The organism is Rhodococcus sp. WB1 (assembly GCF_001700945.1).
Taxonomy (GTDB): domain Bacteria; phylum Actinomycetota; class Actinomycetes; order Mycobacteriales; family Mycobacteriaceae; genus Rhodococcus; species Rhodococcus aetherivorans.
The window spans coordinates 5,672,965-5,689,854 of record NZ_CP015529.1; the positions used below are offsets into that span (position 1 = coordinate 5,672,965).

Genomic DNA, 16,890 nt, shown 5'->3' on the forward strand with positions numbered 1-16,890 from the left:
TCTACTCGCTCAGCCAGGTGTCGAAGAACTGCAACCGGGCGGAGGCCTCGAACTTCAGGTCCTGCACCGCCCCCGCCGCACCGATGGCCTGGGACAGCTCCACGGTCGGCAGCCACAGGCCGTTGTCGAGGACGAGCTGCTGTGCCTGTTCGATCAGCTCGCCGCGTTCGGCCGGGTCGGTGGTGCGCAGCTGCGCAGACAGGACCTCGTCCAGCGCCGGGATCGGGCCGCGGTTGTTGAGGTTGCGCCCGTCGAGTCCGAACGTGGTGCGCAGGATGTCGCCGTCGGCGCGCGTGCTGTTGTAGTAGGTGGCGTCGAAGTCCTTCGCGCCCTGCCGGGCAGTGGCTTCCGGGGTGGAGACCAGGTCGAGCTGCAGGTCGATACCGACCTCGCGCAGCTGCTGCTGCACGAGCTCGAGGATCGCCTGGTTGCCGGCGAACACCGAACTGAACAGCACCGAGAAGGACAGGCGGTTGCCGTCCTTGACGCGGATGCCGTCCGGGCCGGGAACCCAGCCGGCGGCGTCGAGGATCGACTTCGACTTCGCCGGGTCGTAGGTGACGTCGTCGAGTGCGGCGTAGCCGGGGGTGCGGGAGGCGAGGGTGCTGGTCGCGGGCCGGAAATCGGGGCCGAGGACGGTGTCGACGAGTTCCTGGCGGTCGAGGGCCGGCACGATCGCGGCGCGCACCGCCGGATCGGTCAGGACGCCACGGGTGACGTTCGGCTGGAAACCGAACGGGACACCCGGGTTCGGCGTGGTGAGGATCCGTCCGCCGCTGCCTTCGATCTGGGAAGCGTCCTGCGGCAGCGCATCGCTGATCGCGTCGAGCTGGCCGGATGCGAGGCTGCCGGTGCGTACGCCGGACTCCGGGACGATCGTGAACTCGATGCGATCGAGGTAGGCCTCGCCGTCGTGCGCGAAAACGTCGGATCCCCATGAATATCCGGTGCGCTTGACCAGCGTGGCGGACTTGTCCTGCTGGTAGTCCTCGTAGACGAAGGGACCGGTGCCGGACAGGTCGCCGGCGCAGCGCTCCTCCGCGGACTTCGCGACGTCCCTGTCGGACAGGAAGCCGAGTTGCAGCGTCGACGACGCCTGCAGGAACTGCGCGTTCGGTCCGGCGAAGGACACCTGGGCAGTGAGCGGATCGAGCACCGTGGTGCCGGTGTACCCCGACAGGTAGCTCGCCGCCAGCGCTGCCTTGGCGCCGGTGAGGGTCTGGACGATCGCGTCGAAGTTCTTCTTCACCGACTCCGCGGTGAACGGGGTGCCGTCACTGAAGGTCACGCCGTCCTTCAGCCGGAACGTGAACGCCGAGGCGTCCCCGTTCACCTCCCAGCTTTCGGCGAGCCACGGCTTCAGTTCACCGGTCCCGGGGTCCTGATCGGTGAGCGAGTCGACGATCTGACGGGCGACGTAGATGGTCTGGTTGCTGCCGGCCTGCGCGGGATCGGCACACGTGGGGGCCTGGGACAGGCCGTAGCGCAGGGTGCCGCCGGGCTGCGGGGTGCCGCTACCGGGGGAGGTGCCCGCCGTGTCGGTGCCGCACGCGGCGAGCCCACCGGCGAGGATTGCGGCGGTGGCGCCCGCGACGGCGCGACGTCGGGCGGCGGAGGTGAACGAAACAGGCACCGGGGAACTCCATGATCTCGTGAGGCGCCGGTGGCATCGCGCTTCGCGATGCCACCGGCCGGGCAGACGGTCGTGGTTCTTCGACTGGGCAGCGCCGCTCAGGCGCGACAGGATCGTGGGCGACAGATGCCCGAGCACTGACGGCACAGGTCGACGTGCAGGCGCGCCCACGCGCCCACGAACCCCTCGCCTGCCATGCCTTCTCCTCCATCGTTCCCGGCGGTAGCACCCTCACCTGCGGCAGGGGGTTGCTGCGACGTCGTCGAGCCGGGTCTCTCGGTCGCTCTGGATGGTTCCCGGTGACCGTACGCGTTGCGAACGAGTTCGGAGAACCCTTTCGCTCACCGTGATCGAAACCCGGCGCCGGCACGACGGCGCCGGTCGGCGAGCGCACAGAGCAGCGACATCGCGAGCATGGCGGCGCACACCGCGAGGCCGGCCGACGCGGCACCGGCGAAATCGTCCCCGTCCGTCGCCAGCGCCGACAGATACAGGCCGGACACCGCGGCGAGGGCGACCGTCGCGGACAACCGCTGTGACAGTTGCAGGAACCCGGCCGCGACACCGTGACCGCCCGCCGGGGACGACTCGAGCGTCAGCGCCCGGTTGGGTGCATCCACGAATCCACCCGAGAGGCCCGACAGAGCGGCCAGCGCCACGAACACCGGCATCGTGGCGTCGTGCCGCACAGCGGCGGCGTAGCCACCGACGACGGCGATCTCGGCTGCCACCACCACGACGACCGTCACCCGGCCGTATCGCGCGACGACCCGCCACCCCACGGCCGAGGCGACGGCCATCGCCGCGGCGGCGGCGGACAGCACGGCGGCGGCCTGGACAGCGGCATAGCCGCGCCCCTCGATGAGGTACAGGCTCACGACGGTGTTCAGGGACAGCACCGCACCGAACCAGAACAGTGCGACCAAGGTGCCGAGGACGTATCCGCCGGATCCGGTCAGTTCGGGAAGCAGCACGGGCTTGCCGCCGCGCACGGCGACACGGCGTTCCCACCACAGGAAGGTGGCGAGTGAGACCGCCGCTCCCCCGACGGCGAACACCGCACCCACCGGACCCGGTTCGGAGACCACGGGCACCATCACCAGCGTCGTGGCCGCCGCGAGCAGCGCGAGGCCCCCGGCATCGACCCCGCTGCGGGCCGACGGTCGTCCCCGATCCGGGGGCAGGCGGCGGGCCGCGAGCACGAGTGTGACGAGTGCGCACGGCACGTTGAGAATCAGCAGAACACGCCACCCGTAGTCCCCGGGTGCAGCGCCGAGCACCAGCCCACCGACGAGTGGACCGCACAGCCCGGCGAGGCCTCCGGCCGTGCTGTAGGCGGCCAGGGCCCGGGCGCGCGCCGGGCCGGTGTAGTTCTCGGCCAGGATCCCGAGCACCTGCGCGCTGATCAGGCCGGCCCCGACCCCCTGACCGGCCCGTGCGGCGACGACCGTCCAGGGGTCGGACGCGACAGCTCCGCACACCCCCATGACCGCGAAGAGGGTCATGCCCGCGAGGAACAGCCGCCGCCGGCCGGCCACATCGCCGAGCCGGCCTGCCGGGACCAGCGCAAGACCGAAGCTCAGCGAGTATGCGGCCAGGATCCACTGCACCTGCGAAACGCCCGCGTCGAGACCGGTCCGCAAGGCGGGAAGGCCGATGTTCAGCACCGACGAATCGAGCAGGGTGGTGAAGCCGGCGGCCGCACAGACCGGCACCACCGACGTCGTCTGCCGGGGCGTCTGCGCCCGATCGGTGAGTGTCACGCGGGAGGTGGGTTAACCGCCGACCGCCACCGGATCGGTCGGCACCCGCAGCCCGAGGTTGTGCCGCAGCGTGGTTCCGGTGTACTCGACGCGGAGGACACCACGGTCCTGCAGCAGGGGCACCACCTCGTCGACGAAATCGTCGAGCCCCCAAGGCACGAGGTGCGAACCGAGGATGAACCCGTCCGAGCCGTCGTTCTGTACGAAGGCGTCGATCTGCTCGGCGATCCGTGCCGCGGTACCGACGAGGGGTCCGCGCTCGAACTGGTCGATCACGACCTCTCGCAGCGTCAGCTTCTTCTCCTCCGCGATCGCGCGGAGCCGTGCGACGGTCTCGAACCGGTCCTGGTGGACGAACGCCCGTCCCTGGATGATCGGCTCGGCGTCGGGGTCGGGATCGATGTCCGGCAGCGGGCCCTCCGGATCGTATTCGGACAGATCCCGATTCCAGATCTGCTCGAGCAGGATCAGTGCGGTCTGCCCGGTCACCTGCTGGTTACGGATCTCGTGGTACTTCTCGACGGCCTCGGCCTCGGTGTCACCGATCACGAAGCTCGCCGACGGCAGGATCTTGATGTCGTCGGCGGAGCGGCCGGCAGCGATCGCCCGGGCCTTGACATCTCGGTAGAACTCCGTGGCCTCGGGCAGCTTCCCGTACGGGGAGAAGATGGCGTCGGCGTTCGCGGCAGCGAAGTCCCGGCCCTGCGGGGACACCCCGGCCTGGAGGATCACCGGGCGTCCCTGGAGGCTGCGCGGAACCGTGAACCTGCCGTGCACGTCGAAGTGGTTGCCGTGGTGTTCGAAGGCGCCGGCGTCGGGTCGACGCAGGAACCGGCCGCCGGCCTTGTCGGCGACGATGTCGTCGCTACGCCACGAATCCCAGAGTTGACGGATGAGCGTCAGGTTCTCCTCCGCGCGCTCGTACCGGTGGGAGCGATCCAGGAAGCCGCCGCGGCGGAAGTTGCGCCCCGTGAAGGCATCGAAGGAGGTGACCACGTTCCACGCGGCCCGGCCGCCGGAGAGGTGATCGAGAGAGGCGATCTGCCGAGCCAGCTCGTACGGCTCGTTGAAGGTCGCGTTGATGGTGGCGGCCAGGCCGAGGTGGTCCGTGACGGCGGCCAGCGACGCGAGGACCGTGAAGGTGTCGGGCCGGCCGATGATGTCCTGATCGAAGATCCGGCCCGCGCGCTCGCGCAGCACGAGGCCCTCGGCGAGGAAGAAGAAGTCGAACTTGCCGCGCTCGGCGGTACGGGCGGTGTGCTCGAAGGTCGAGAACTCGATCTGGCTGCCCGCCCGGGGATCCCACCATGCGGTGTGGTGATTGACACCGCCGAGGTAGGCCCCGAGGATGACCTGCTTGCGTGTGCTCATCGGTCGTGTCCTTCGGTTCCGGCCGTGGTGACGGCGTAGCGGTGGGGAATGTCGGTCGGCAGATCCAGAAGTCCGCGCAGGGACGTGCCGGGGTACTCGGAGCGGAACACCTCGCGCTGTTGCAGGATCGGGACGAGAACGTCGACGATGACGTCGAGGTCGTCGACTGCCACCCCGGGCCGGAGCCGGAAGCCGTCGATACCCTGTCGACGCCACTCACCGATCCGGTCGGCGAGTTCGGCCGCCGACCCGGTGAACACGAGTGCATCCGAGTCGAATGCGCTGCCCGCGAGTGCGTCGAGACGCCGGAGCCGCTCGGCGCCGCTCTCGCGCGGCGTGTCGAGGAAGACCACGAGGTCCGCATACACCCGCAGCGGTTCACCGACACGCCCGACCCGCACCCCCGCCGCCGTGACCTCGTCGACGAGGTCACGCACGCGGCGGGTGTCCGACGGGGTGACGAACACCAGATCTGCCTGCCGCGAAGCCAGTTCGTACGGAAGGTCGCGGTGGGCCAGCAGTGCGACCACCGGCTGTCCCTGCGGCGGTCGGGGCGTGATCGACGGCCCTCGAACGTGGAAGAACCGGCCTTCGAAGTCGATGTAGTGCAGCTTGTCGCGGTCGATGAACCGTCGCGTCTTCACGTCGCGGAGCTCCGCGACGTCCTCCCAGCTGTCCCACAGCCGCCGAACGACCTCGACGGCGTCGGCGGCCTCGTCGAACAGGTCGTGGACGAACTCGGGCAGGCGATTCTCGGCGAGCGCCTGCCGGTCGCGCTTGTCGAGTCCGGGGATGTCGCGCCGGCCGAAGTGTGCGGCCTCCTGCGCGGAGGAGGACACCTTGACCTGCCAGCCGGCGCGGCCGTGCGATGTGTAGTCGAGGGTGGCCAGCGCCTTGGACACGTGGAACGGTTCGGTGTGCGTGGTGGTGATCGTCGGGATCAGCCCGATGTGCCGGGTCGACGGTGCAACCCGCGCGGCGATCAGGTGCGCATCGAGCCGGACCCGTACCCGGTCCACTGCGTCTGGGTCCTCGCTCGTGCACGGATTCGCCGGTACGGCAAGGGAATCCTCGATCGTGACGAAGTCCAGCAGCCCGCGTTCCGCGGTGGTGACGAGATCGGCCCAGTACGTGGGTGAGGTCAATTCGTCGGGGCGTGAATTCTCTTCACGCCACGCGGCGGGATGCCAACCGGCGCCGTCGAGCGCGACGGCGAGGTGGACGGGTGTTGTCGAGGTCATCGGCGAGACTCCTGGTCGGTGTGCGGCGGGGATCGGTGGCGTCACAGGGGCGTCCGGCAGCAGGGCGCACCGGCAGCACCGCGGGCTCGCGATGCTGCCGGGCCTGGTGGGGGGGTCTTCGGGAGGATCGTGGCGGCGGAGAGTTCACACGAGAATCGGACGTCCGCACCCGTCACGACGGCTGCGGATGTCCGATTCGTGCACTGCTTCGAGCCGCTCGGCGCGGTTCAGTCCGTCCGCAACCGGATCAGCGTCTTCTCGAAGGGGTGCGGCCCGATCTCCTCGGCCGGTCGGCCGGGATCGAACAGGGCGGTGTATCCCGCGGCCAGGTACAGCGCGACCGCCTCGGGTTGACGCCACCCGGTGGTCAGGTAGATGCGGGCGTACCCCCTCCGGGCCGCCTCGGCCTCGAGTTCCTCCAGCACGAGTCTGCCGAGTCCGCGGCGGCGATGCGCCTTCGACGTCCAGATGCGCTTGAGCTCTGCGGTGGTCGCGTCGTAACGGCGGAACGCGCCCCCGGCGACGGGTTCTCCGTCCTCGACGAGCACCAGCAACGTCCCGTCGGGTTCGGCGAACTCGTCGGCCGGGTGGGTGGTGAGGGTGTGGATCTGCTCGTCGAGCGGACGTTCGTAGCGGGTGCTGTACTCGACGGCGAGTTCGGCGAGCAGCGGGGCGGCCAGCGGGTCGTCCTGCCGCACGGGGCAGACCTGGATGCGGCGGGCGGTGGTCATCGCGCGGTCACCGCCTCGCGGGTGCCGAACCGGAACGGCTCCGGCGCGACGGCCGTGCCCTCGACGAGCCCCGCGATCAGCTCCCCGATTGCGGGGGCGAACTTGAAGCCGTGCCCGGAGAAGCCCGCGGCCACGACGACGGCGCCGATGCGGTCCACGACGAAGTTGCTGTCGGGTGTGCTGGTGTACAGGCAGGTGTCGGCCACGGCGCTGCCCGGGTCGACGCCGGGCAGCCACCGGGCAGCGTAGGCGGCGAGCCGCGCGACGCCGGCGGGGTCGGCCCGGAAGGTTCTCGTCTCGGGCGTCACTTCGGGTCCGGTGCCGTGCTCGCCGATCTTGATGCCGTCCTCGGAGCCGAGCCCGTAGATGCCGGCTGTCGTGAGCAACGCGCCGGGGTGATGGACGAAGCTCGGCCAGTCGGGCCCCGTGACGGGAACGAAGTGCGCGGGCTGCTCCTGCGTCGTGCGCATCGCCGGGAGGCGGGGCGCCGGATCCGAAGTCCGGGTGAGCAACCGGTGCGACCATGCGCCGGCCGCGACGACGACATGCCGGCCGCGCACCACCGCGTCCGGGGTGACCACGTCGACGCCGTGTCCGTGGCTGTGCAGGCTTTCGACCACGGTCCCGTGCCGCACGTCGGCCCCGGCCTGCGCCGCGGCCTCCTGGAACGCGGCGACCGCGCGGTCGGCGTGCAGCCGGCCCGCCTCGGGATGATGCACGACGGCCGTGTCGAACCGTATCCCGGGCCAACGACGTTCCGCGGAGCACGGCTCGAGGACCTCGTGCCGGATGCCGAGGGTGGCCAGCGACCGGGCACGCGACTCGACGACGGCGGGCAGTCCGTGGTCGACCGCGCCGGTGAGGGTCAGTACCTCCGTGCCCGTGGTGTCCTGCAGGTGCCGCCAGAGCGGCAGGGCACGGCCGGCGAGCGCCGTGTAGAACTCGCCGTCGTAGGCCTGCCGGTAGATGCGGGAACTGCCGTGCGAGGCGCCGCGGCGATGACCCGGCTCGAACTGCTCGAGCAGGGTCACCGACTTCCCGCGGGTGGCCAGACGCCACGCCGCCGCCGATCCGATGACGCCACCCCCGACGATCACGACGTCGGCCCGGGGCTCCACCCGGCTCATTGCTGTCCCTCCCTGGCTGTCGTCCGGCTACTGCTTCTTCGGCAGGCCCGGAGGATTGATCACCGACGTCTCGACCGCCTCGTTCGCGATACCCCATCGGTCGAGCACCTGCTGGTAGGTGCCGTTCTCGATGACGTGGTTGAGCGCCGCGTTGATCGCCTCGATCAGGCCGTTGTCCTTCTTGGTCAGGACCGCGATCTCGCCCTGCAGGTCCGGACCCGCGCCGGAGAACGTGCCGGCGATCTCGGTCTCACCGGCCTGGATGACGTGGAACGACGCGGACGGATTGGGCCCGAAGTAGGCGTCGATGCGGCCGGAGCCGAGCGCGAGGTAGTAGTCGGTGGCGTTCTGGAAGTAGAGGATTTCGGTGGGCTCGAGGCCCGCGGCGACGTTCTGCTCGTTCCACTCGACGAGCAGCGCCTCCTGATTGGTGCCGGAGCTCACGCCGACCTTCAGACCCGCGACATCCTTCGGGTCCTTCACCTCGATCCCGCTGTCCTTCCTCACCTCGAAGGCGAGGTTGTCGAGGCGGTAGGTGGAGAAGTCGTACTTCTCCTTGCGTTCCTCCGTGACGGTGACATTGGAGATGAACACGTCCGCCTCACCGGAGTCGACGCGCACGAAGTTCTGCGCCCAGTCCGCGGCGGTGAGCTCGACGTCGAGGTCGAGAACGTCGCCGAGGAGATGTGCGAAGTCGGTCTCGGAGCCGATGATGGTCTTGTCGTCGTCGGCGTAGAACCGCAGCGGAGGTGCGGTGCCGGCGGACCCCGTGACGATGAGGGTGCCGCGGTCGCGGATGGACTGCGGGACCTCGGCCGCGATCTCGGGTACGGGGTCGGTGGTGATGCGGTTCTGGTCGGCGGTGAGGTTGTAGCCGGCGGCGCCGGCCGCGTCGGGCTCGTCGGTGCCGCAGGCGGCGACCGACAGCAGGGCGACGGCGGTCAGGGCCGAGGCGACCAGCCTCGTGCGTCGGGTCAACGCGGACATCATTGCCTTTCGGGAGGACTTCAGAGGACTTTGGACAGGAAGGCGCGGGTGCGCTCCTGGGTGGGCCGGTCGAGAACCTGCGCGGGCGGACCTTGTTCGACGACGACGCCGCCGTCCATGAACACGACGGTGTCGGCAACCTCACGCGCGAAGCCGATCTCGTGGGTGACGATCACCAGGGTCGCACCGTCGCGGGCCAGGTCGCGGATCACCTCGAGCACCTCGCCGACCAGTTCGGGGTCGAGCGCGGAGGTCGGCTCGTCGAACAGGATCACGGCCGGGCGCAGCGCGAGGGCGCGGGCGATGGCGACCCGCTGCTGCTGCCCACCGGACAGCTGTTTGGGGTAGTCGTGGATCTTGTCGCCGACGCCGACCCGGTCGAGCAGTTCCCGGGCGAGCGTCTCGACCTCGGCGCGGTCGCGGCGCTGCGCGGAGATCGGCGCCTCGATCACGTTCTCGAGCACGGTCAGGTGCGGGAAGAGGTTGAAGTTCTGGAACACGAATCCGATGCGCGACCGTTGACGGAGGATGTCCCTCTCGCGCATCTCGTGCAGCTTGTTGCCCCGGCGGCGGTAGCCGACGAGTTCGCCGTCGATGCGGACCGTGCCGCGGTCGACCTTCTCGAGATGGTTGAGGGTGCGCAGCAGGGTGGACTTGCCGGAGCCGGAGGGACCGAGGATCACCGTGACCTCGCCCTTGCGGACTTTCAGGTCGACACCCCTGAGGACCTCGAGGGATCCGAACGACTTGTGCACGCCCCGGACGTCGACGGCGTACGGGGTGGGATCGACCGGCGTGGTCATCGGGTGGCTCCCCGGGGTGCGGCGATACCCGAGTCGCGGATCTCGCGGAACTTGGCGACGGTCTTCTGCCAGGGGGTGAGCGGGAGGGCGCGGGACGAGCCGCGCGCGTAGTGCCGCTCCACGTAGTACTGGACGATCGACAACGCGGTGGTGAGCACGATGTACCAGACGGTGGCCACCATGAGCAGGGGCACGACCCGGCCGTTGCGGCCGAAGACGACCTGCACCTGATAGAACAGCTCGGCGATCGCCATCGTGGAGACGATCGAGGTGCCCTTGAACAGGCTGATGACCTCGTTGGCGGCGTTGGGCAGGATCGATCGCATGGCCTGCGGCAGAACGATCTTGAAGAACTGCCGGCGGCGAGGGATGCCCAGGGCCTGCGCCGCCTCGATCTGGCCGTGGTCCACGGAGATGATGCCGGCGCGGATGATCTCCGCCGAGTAGGCGGCCTGATGCAGGGCCAGGCCGATCACCGCGGCGGTGAAGCCGGAGATCACGCCGGTGACCTCGAACTCGAAGAACGACGGTCCGAACGGGACACCCAGCGACAGCGTTCGGTACAGGTACGCGATGTTGAACCAGAACAGCAGCTGCACGATGAGCGGGATGGATCGGAATGCCCAGATGTACACCCAGGAGACCACCTGCAGGACGGGATTCCTGGACAGCCTGCCGACGGCGAGCAGCACGCCGAGCCCGAATCCGAGAACCGTTCCCCACACGGTGAGTTCGATGGTCACCACCAGGGCCGAGAGCACGGACTGTGCGGTGAAGTACCGAGCGAACGTCGCCCAGTCCCAGCCCGGGTTGGTAGCCAGGCCGTGCACGAACTGCGCCACCAGGACGAGGGCGAGGGCGGCGACCAGCCAGCGCAGCGGGTGGCGGGCGGGGGCGACGACCAGCCCGGCGTCGTCGGGCTCGGCGGTGCTCGCCGGCGCGGGACGGATCCCGGTCGGCGCGCTCACGCCGACCCACCGGGGAAAGCGTTCATCGGGTAGTACCTTTCACGGATCTCGGGTGAGTGATCGGCGTGCACACCGAGCGGGCGGGGCGCGTGGAGATCACTGTCGCCCGGCGGGGTCCTGCTCGTCACGGATTCCGATCCGGGTGATTCGAACCCGCCGCAGGACCCGAGCAGTCCGCGGGGTGATACCGCACGCCTGAATGGCCGAATGTCACACGGGTTCGATCCAACTGAACCTGTGTGACATTCGGCCGAGTGAGGCGCCGGTGGGCGGGCGTGGCTCTAGCCGATCGGCACCCGCGTCGTCTCCGGCAGCGCCGGTTCCTCGGTCGCGCGCGCATAGACGGTCTCGCCGGGCGCGAGACCGAGAGCGCGTGCGTCGCCGCGGGTGACCTGCGCGGTGAAGTCCTCACCGGTCGCGGCGTTGCGCAGCTCGACGCGGACCTCGAACCCGAGGTGCACGACCCGCTCCACCGTCGCGCGGGTGACACCCACGGACCCGGCGGTGCCCGCGTCCTGGGCGCGGGCGAGATCGGGTTCGCGACCGAGACGGATGTCGTGCGGCCGCACCAACTTTCCGTTGAGCCTGGAGACATTGCCCAGGAACGACATCACGAAGTCGTTCGCGGGCCGGTCGTACAGGTCCCGCGGGGTTCCGACCTGCTCGATGCGGCCCCGGTTCATCACGGCGATCCGGTCGGCGACGTCGAGCGCCTCCTCCTGATCATGGGTGACCAGCACGGTGGTCACGTGCACCTCGTCGTGCAAGCGGCGCAGCCACGTGCGCAGGTCGGCGCGCACCTTGGCGTCGAGCGCGCCGAACGGTTCGTCGAGCAGCAGCACCTTGGGATCGACGGCGAGGGCGCGGGCCAGGGCCATGCGCTGGCGCTGGCCGCCGGACAGCTGTGCCGGATAGCGTTGCTGGAACCCGTCGAGCCCGACGATGCCGAGCAGTTCGTCGACGCGGCGGCCGATTTCGGTCTTGGGCCGCTTGCGGATCTTCAATCCGAACGCGACGTTCTCGCGGACGGTCATGTGCTTGAACGCCGCGTAGTGCTGGAAGACGAAACCGATGTCCCGCTTCTGCGGGGTCACGCCGGTCACGTCGTCGCCGCCGATGCGCACGATGCCGTCATCGAGGGTTTCCAGTCCGGCGATGGACCGCAGCAGCGTCGACTTACCGGACCCCGAGGGTCCGAGCAGCGCGGTGAGCGACCCGGACGGGATCTCGATGTCGACGTCGTCGAGGGCCGCGAAGTCGCCGTAGTTCTTTCGTGCGCCCGTGACGGTGATCATCTGGTACTCCTCTTGCGGTCGAGCAGGGTCATCAGCAGCAGCACGATCACGGCGATGGCCATGAGCAGGGTCGCGGCGCAGTAGGCGCCGAAGGTGTTGTGGTCGTCGATGTAGCGGGAGTGCACCAGCAACGTCAGGGTCTGGGACACGCCGGGGAAGCCGGACGAGACCATGATGACAGCCCCGAACTCGCCGAGCGCGCGGGCGACGGTGAGGACCACGCCGTACGTCAGGCCCCACCGGATCGAGGGGAGGGTGATGCGCCGGAACGTCTGCCAGCCGTTCGCGCCGAGTGTCGCGGCGGCCTGCTCCTGTTCCTGGCCGATCTCGTGAAGCACCGGTTCGACCTCGCGCACGACGAACGGCAAGGTGACGAAGATCGTGGCGATCACCATGCCCGGTAGCCCGAATATCACCTTGAATCCGAGGGATTCGACACCTCCGAACCACCCGCCGGCACCCCACAGCATGATCAGGGCGACACCGACGACGATCGGCGAGACGGCGAACGGCAGGTCCACCACGGCTTGCAGCAGCCCGCGGCCGCGGAACCGGCCGCGCACGAGCGCAAGTGCGACGACGACACCGAACACGACGTTGACGGGCACCACGATGGCGACGATCAGCAGCGACAGGTTCAACGCCGAGATCGCCGCGGGCGTGCTGATCGACTGGAGGAACGCACCCACGCCGTTCTCGAATGTGCGGTAGAGGATCACCCCGATCGGAACGAGCAACAGGACCAACAGGTAGGCGAGTGCGATCGTCCGCAGCGAGATTCGCGTCCACGGGGAGACCTTCATCGGTCCTCCTCCTCCCGGCGCAGGCTGCGTCCGGCTGCCAGGCGCAGCACGAACAGCACGACGAAGGCGATGAGCAGCAGTGCCACGGACACCGCGGCAGCGTTCACCGGGCGGTCGATCTCGATCTGCTGCTGGATGTACTGCGACGCCACCTGGGTCTCGTACGGGATGTTACCGCCGATGAGCACGATCGATCCGTATTCGCCGAGGGCACGGGCGAACGCGAGCCCGGCACCGCTGACGACAGCCGGGGTCAGCACGGGCAGTACCACGGACCGGAAGATGGTCAGGTTGTTCGCGCCGAGGGACGCCGCGGCCTCTTCCACCTCTCGGTCCGCTTCGAGGAGCACCGGCTGCACCGAACGCACCACGAACGGCAGCGTCACGAATGCCAGCGCGACGACGAGCCCCGGCTGGGAGGCGTTGAGATGGATACCGATCGGGCTCTCCGGCCCGTACAGCGCCAGCAGCACAATGCTCGCCACGATGGTGGGCAGCGCGAAGGGCAGGTCGATCAGGGCATTGACGAACTTCTTGCCCGGGAACTCGTCGCGCACCAGTACCCACGCGATGAGGGTGCCCATGACCACGTTGACGACCGCGACGATTGCGGAGACGACCACGGTGATCCGCAGCGTCGCCAGCGCGGCCGGGGCGGTGACGGCGTTCCAGAAGCCACTCGGACCGTCGGCGAACGCCTCGGTGGCCAGCGCCGCGAGCGGCAACAGAACGATGACGGACAGCCACAGCACGGCCACTCCGATGCCGAGCGGTCCGACCGTGCCGGTGGCTGCACGCAGCGGAGTGCGGCGGCGCGCCGCCGGGGCGGGAGCCGGCCTCGATCCCACCCCGGTGGCGCTGTCGGTGATACTCACTGTCCGGGCTCTACTTCGTGGCGTTGTCGTAGATCACGGCGATCGAGCCGGTCTCGGCCTTGAACAACTGCTCGTCGACGGCCTTCCAGCCGCCCAGGTCCGCGATCGTCCACAGCTTCGCCGGCTGCGGGAAGTCGGCCGCGAACTCCTCCGCCACCGCGGGGTCGACGGGACGGAAGCCCGCCTCCGCCCACAGACGCTGCGCCTGCGGGGTGTAGAGGAAGTCCGCGAACGCCCGTGCCTTCTCGGCGTTCTTCGAATTCGTGAGCACTGCAGCCGGATTCTCGATCTTGAAGGTGGTGGGCGGGGTGACGTGCTCGACAGGGTCGCCGTTGCGCTCGATGAACAGCGCCTCGTTCTCGTAGCTGAGCAGCACGTCGCCGGAGCCCTGCAGGAACGCCTCGGTGGCCTCGCGACCGGACTTGGGCTGGATCTTGACGTGCTCGTTCACGAGTGTGGTGACGTAGTCCAGACCCGCCTGCGGGTTCGCGCCGCCGTCGCTCTTCGCCGCGTAGGGGGCGAGCAGGTTCCACTTGGCCGAGCCGGAACTGAACGGGTTGGGCGTGACGACCTCGAGGCCGGGCTGCAGCAGGTCGTCCCAGTCGGTGATGTTCTTGGGGTTGCCCTCGCGCACCACGATCGTCACCACCGAACCGAAGGGAATTCCGTTGTACGGACCGGAGTTCCAATCGGCCTCGACGAGCCCGGCGTCGACGAGACGGGTGATGTCCGGCTCGACGGAGAAGTTGACGAAGTCCGCCTCGGCGCCGTCCTTGACCTTCCGGGACTGATCGCCGGAGGCGCCGTAGGACTGCTGGAACTCGACGTCCGCACCCTCCTCGGTGGCCTGGAAGGCGGGGATCAGCTTGTCGAATCCGGGCTTCGGCACGGCGTACGCGTACAGGTTGATCGTGCCGCCGGAGCCGTCGCCGCTGCTCTCACCTCCGCCCACGGTGTCGCTGGATCCGCCGGAGCACGCGGTCAGCACGGTCGCGCCGAGGGCGGCGAGGGCGGTGACGAACAGACCCGAACGTCTCTTCATGAGGTGATGCCTTTCCTGCAGGAGTGTCTCTGTGCGAGACCGGGGGAGGACCCGGGCACACCGGTTCGAGGAGACGCTTCGCAGGACGGACGAAGGTGGCGGAGACGTGGACCCGAACGAGTCGGGCCGACGAATGTCACGCCGGACGGGGCGACGCGACTCCTCGGCAACCGGGGGCGGCAACGATGCCGCAAGGGTTGGTGATGGGAGTCAGCGACGACAGTCGACGTCGGCGACCGCGCGCACGCCGACAGCGATCAGCGCCAGTTCATGGCGGACGCGAGGCACGGCGGTAGCGGACACGCGGCAGACTCTAGCAGAGGCACTCGGCCTGTTCGGCGGTGTCGCCCGGAAGCGCGCGCAGTCCGGTGACGCGACCGCCGCCCCCGCCGCCCATCGCGTCCATCGCCTCGCCGAGGAGCAGGCAGCCGGCGAACACGACACCGCCGACGGTGAGAACCGTGGCGTACATCTTGTCGATCACGATCTGCCTCCCGGCGGGTTCCGCGGTGTCGCGAGTGGTCGTGCTCCAGCGTGACGCGGGATCGGCGCCCCGAACTGTCCGGATTCTGGACAGCGACCCGACCCGCGTCACGGCACTGTGCGCGCGCCGGGCGAGCCCTCGCCCCCCTCGGCCGCGGCGACCCCGAGCATCAGCCGCGTGATCTCTTCCCGGTCCGACGCGCCGGGCAGGCCCCAGCCGGGCTGGTAGCCGTACATTTCCGCGAGCGTGATCGCGCGGCGGTTGCCGTCCGCCACCTCGACGTCGGTCGGGGTGATCAGACCGGGATGCGCGACGCCGCACGCCTCGGCCAGCTTGAAGATGTCCCGGCGCAGCGCCCGGATGTAGTTGGCGGCGCGCACCGACTTCAGCTCGACGTCGAGGCCGCGCTCGAGCCACGGGTTCTGGGTGGCGACGCCCGTCGGACACCGGTCGGTGTGGCACTTCTGGGCCTGGATGCAGCCGATCGCGAGCATCGGCTCCCGCGCGATGTTGACCATGTCGCAGCCCAGGGCCATCGCCACCACCGCGTTGTCGGGCAGTCCGAGCTTGCCGGCGCCGATGAACGTCACGTCGTCGCTGAGGCCCGCCTCCGTGAACAGCTTGTAGACCCGGGCGAAGCCGCTGCGGAAGGGCAGCGAGACCGCGTCCGTGAACACGAGCGGCGCGGCGCCCGTGCCACCCTCGCCGCCGTCGATCGTCACGAAGTCGACGCCGCGGTCGGAGTTGCACATCGCGTCGACGAGGTTCTGCCAGAACGCCATGTCGCCGACCGCCGACTTGATGCCGACCGGCAACCCGGTCTCGTGGGCGATCAGCTCGATCCAGTCGAGCATGCTGTCGACGTCGTGGAACGTGGTGTGCCGCGACGGGCTGACACAGTCGCGACCCTCCGGGATGCCGCGGATCTCGGCGATCTCGGGGGTCACCTTGGCTCCGGGCAGCAGGCCGCCGAGGCCGGGCTTGGCACCCTGGCTCAGTTTGATCTCGATCGCCCGCACCGGCGCCGACTCGACGACGGCCTTCAGCCGGGCCAGGTCGAACCGGCCCTCCTCGTCGCGGCAGCCGAAGTACGCGGTGCCGATCTGGAAGATCAGGTCTGCCCCGTTGCGGTGGTAGCGCGACAGCCCGCCCTCGCCGGTGTTGTGCAGGCACCCGCTGGCGGCGGCACCGCGGTTGAGCGCCGAGACGGCGGCCCCGCTCAGCGAGCCGAAGCTCATCGCCGAGATGTTGACGATCGACTGCGGCCGGAACGCCTTCGCCCGCCCGCGCGCCCCGCCGAGGATCTTCGCCGACGGGATCCGCAGCTCCTCCCCGGCGTGCGGCGCCGCCGACGGCGGGGTCTCGGAGAACGTGCGGTGCTTGATGATCGTGTAACCGTCGGTGTATTCGACGTCGTTGTCGGTGCCGAAACCGAAGGTGTTGTTCACGAGTTTCGACGACGCGTACACCCAGCGACGCTGATCGCGGGTGAAGGGGCGCTCCTCGTCGTTGCCGGTGGTGATGTACTGCCGCAACTCGGGACCGACCGCTTCGAGCAGGTAGCGGCCGTGCCCGACGACGGGGAAGTTGCGTAGCAGCGCGTGGCGTCGCTGCAGCAGGTCGTACGAGGCGACCGCGGCCATCGCCGCGGCGGGGATTCCGAGGGCTTTCGACCACTTCATGGGGCCACCGTACGACGCTGCCGCGATGCCCGCCGACCTTCGTGAACGCGGTTTCGGGAGCGGGCCGCGCGGGTAGGCAGTGCAC

The 16,890-nt window shown here is 69.5% G+C and carries 16 protein-coding genes and 1 riboswitch; all 16 genes read right to left on the reverse strand.

Annotated features, from left to right (window positions below):
- Position 1 precedes the first annotated feature (1 nt).
- Positions 2-1,633, reverse strand: a complete 1,632-nt coding sequence (locus A4U64_RS25450; RefSeq protein WP_065923305.1) for an ABC transporter substrate-binding protein — start codon at positions 1,631-1,633, stop codon at positions 2-4.
- A 204-nt stretch (positions 1,634-1,837) separates the two neighbouring features.
- Positions 1,838-1,929: riboswitch (SAM riboswitch) on the reverse strand.
- 45 nt (positions 1,930-1,974) lie between these two features.
- Positions 1,975-3,396, reverse strand: coding sequence for an MFS transporter (locus A4U64_RS25455; RefSeq protein ID WP_029546674.1), 1,422 nt, complete (start codon positions 3,394-3,396; stop codon positions 1,975-1,977).
- Positions 3,397-3,408: 12 nt separating this feature from the next.
- Positions 3,409-4,767 (reverse strand): NtaA/DmoA family FMN-dependent monooxygenase, encoded by a 1,359-nt coding sequence (locus A4U64_RS25460; RefSeq protein ID WP_050036136.1) that lies wholly within the window; start codon positions 4,765-4,767, stop codon positions 3,409-3,411.
- Positions 4,764-6,008, reverse strand: coding sequence for an LLM class flavin-dependent oxidoreductase (locus A4U64_RS25465; RefSeq protein ID WP_065923306.1), 1,245 nt, complete (start codon positions 6,006-6,008; stop codon positions 4,764-4,766). Before A4U64_RS25465 ends, A4U64_RS25460 begins: the two co-directional genes overlap by 4 nt.
- A 227-nt stretch (positions 6,009-6,235) precedes the next feature.
- Positions 6,236-6,739, reverse strand: coding sequence for a GNAT family N-acetyltransferase (locus A4U64_RS25470; protein ID WP_029546671.1), 504 nt, complete (start codon positions 6,737-6,739; stop codon positions 6,236-6,238).
- Positions 6,736-7,866 (reverse strand): FAD-dependent oxidoreductase, encoded by a 1,131-nt coding sequence (locus A4U64_RS25475; RefSeq protein ID WP_050036135.1) that lies wholly within the window; start codon positions 7,864-7,866, stop codon positions 6,736-6,738. Before A4U64_RS25475 ends, A4U64_RS25470 begins: the two co-directional genes overlap by 4 nt.
- Positions 7,867-7,893: 27 nt before the next feature.
- Complete coding sequence (locus A4U64_RS25480; protein WP_050036482.1) at positions 7,894-8,853, reverse strand: ABC transporter substrate-binding protein; 960 nt, start codon at positions 8,851-8,853, stop codon at positions 7,894-7,896.
- Between the two features lie 20 nt (positions 8,854-8,873).
- A complete protein-coding gene (locus A4U64_RS25485) occupies positions 8,874-9,656 on the reverse strand; it encodes an amino acid ABC transporter ATP-binding protein (RefSeq protein WP_050036134.1) in 783 nt (260 codons plus the stop codon).
- The gene (locus A4U64_RS25490; protein WP_050036133.1) at positions 9,653-10,624 is read right to left on the reverse strand and encodes an amino acid ABC transporter permease; all 972 of its coding nucleotides are present in this window, start codon (positions 10,622-10,624) and stop codon (positions 9,653-9,655) included. The genes A4U64_RS25485 and A4U64_RS25490 overlap by 4 nt, the downstream gene beginning before the upstream one ends.
- A 281-nt stretch (positions 10,625-10,905) precedes the next feature.
- Complete coding sequence (locus tag A4U64_RS25495) at positions 10,906-11,919, reverse strand: sulfate/molybdate ABC transporter ATP-binding protein (protein ID WP_029546667.1); 1,014 nt, start codon at positions 11,917-11,919, stop codon at positions 10,906-10,908.
- The gene (gene cysW, locus A4U64_RS25500; protein WP_050036132.1) at positions 11,916-12,722 is read right to left on the reverse strand and encodes a sulfate ABC transporter permease subunit CysW; all 807 of its coding nucleotides are present in this window, start codon (positions 12,720-12,722) and stop codon (positions 11,916-11,918) included. The genes A4U64_RS25495 and cysW overlap by 4 nt, the downstream gene beginning before the upstream one ends.
- Positions 12,719-13,591, reverse strand: coding sequence for a sulfate ABC transporter permease subunit CysT (gene cysT, locus A4U64_RS25505; protein WP_050036481.1), 873 nt, complete (start codon positions 13,589-13,591; stop codon positions 12,719-12,721). Before cysT ends, cysW begins: the two co-directional genes overlap by 4 nt.
- A gap of 16 nt (positions 13,592-13,607) precedes the next feature.
- Positions 13,608-14,639, reverse strand: a complete 1,032-nt coding sequence (locus tag A4U64_RS25510; RefSeq protein ID WP_006943619.1) for a sulfate ABC transporter substrate-binding protein — start codon at positions 14,637-14,639, stop codon at positions 13,608-13,610.
- Positions 14,640-14,849: 210 nt separating this feature from the next.
- Positions 14,850-14,942 carry an Ms4533A family Cys-rich leader peptide gene (locus A4U64_RS29175; RefSeq protein ID WP_312026504.1) on the reverse strand — a complete coding sequence of 31 codons (93 nt, stop codon included), beginning with the start codon at positions 14,940-14,942 and terminating at the stop codon, positions 14,850-14,852.
- A gap of 10 nt (positions 14,943-14,952) precedes the next feature.
- Positions 14,953-15,123 (reverse strand): hypothetical protein, encoded by a 171-nt coding sequence (locus tag A4U64_RS28345; protein ID WP_006943616.1) that lies wholly within the window; start codon positions 15,121-15,123, stop codon positions 14,953-14,955.
- Between the two features lie 107 nt (positions 15,124-15,230).
- Entirely contained in the window at positions 15,231-16,805 is a 1,575-nt protein-coding gene (locus tag A4U64_RS25515; protein WP_102800091.1) for an FMN-binding glutamate synthase family protein, read from the reverse strand.
- Positions 16,806-16,890 lie beyond the last annotated feature (85 nt).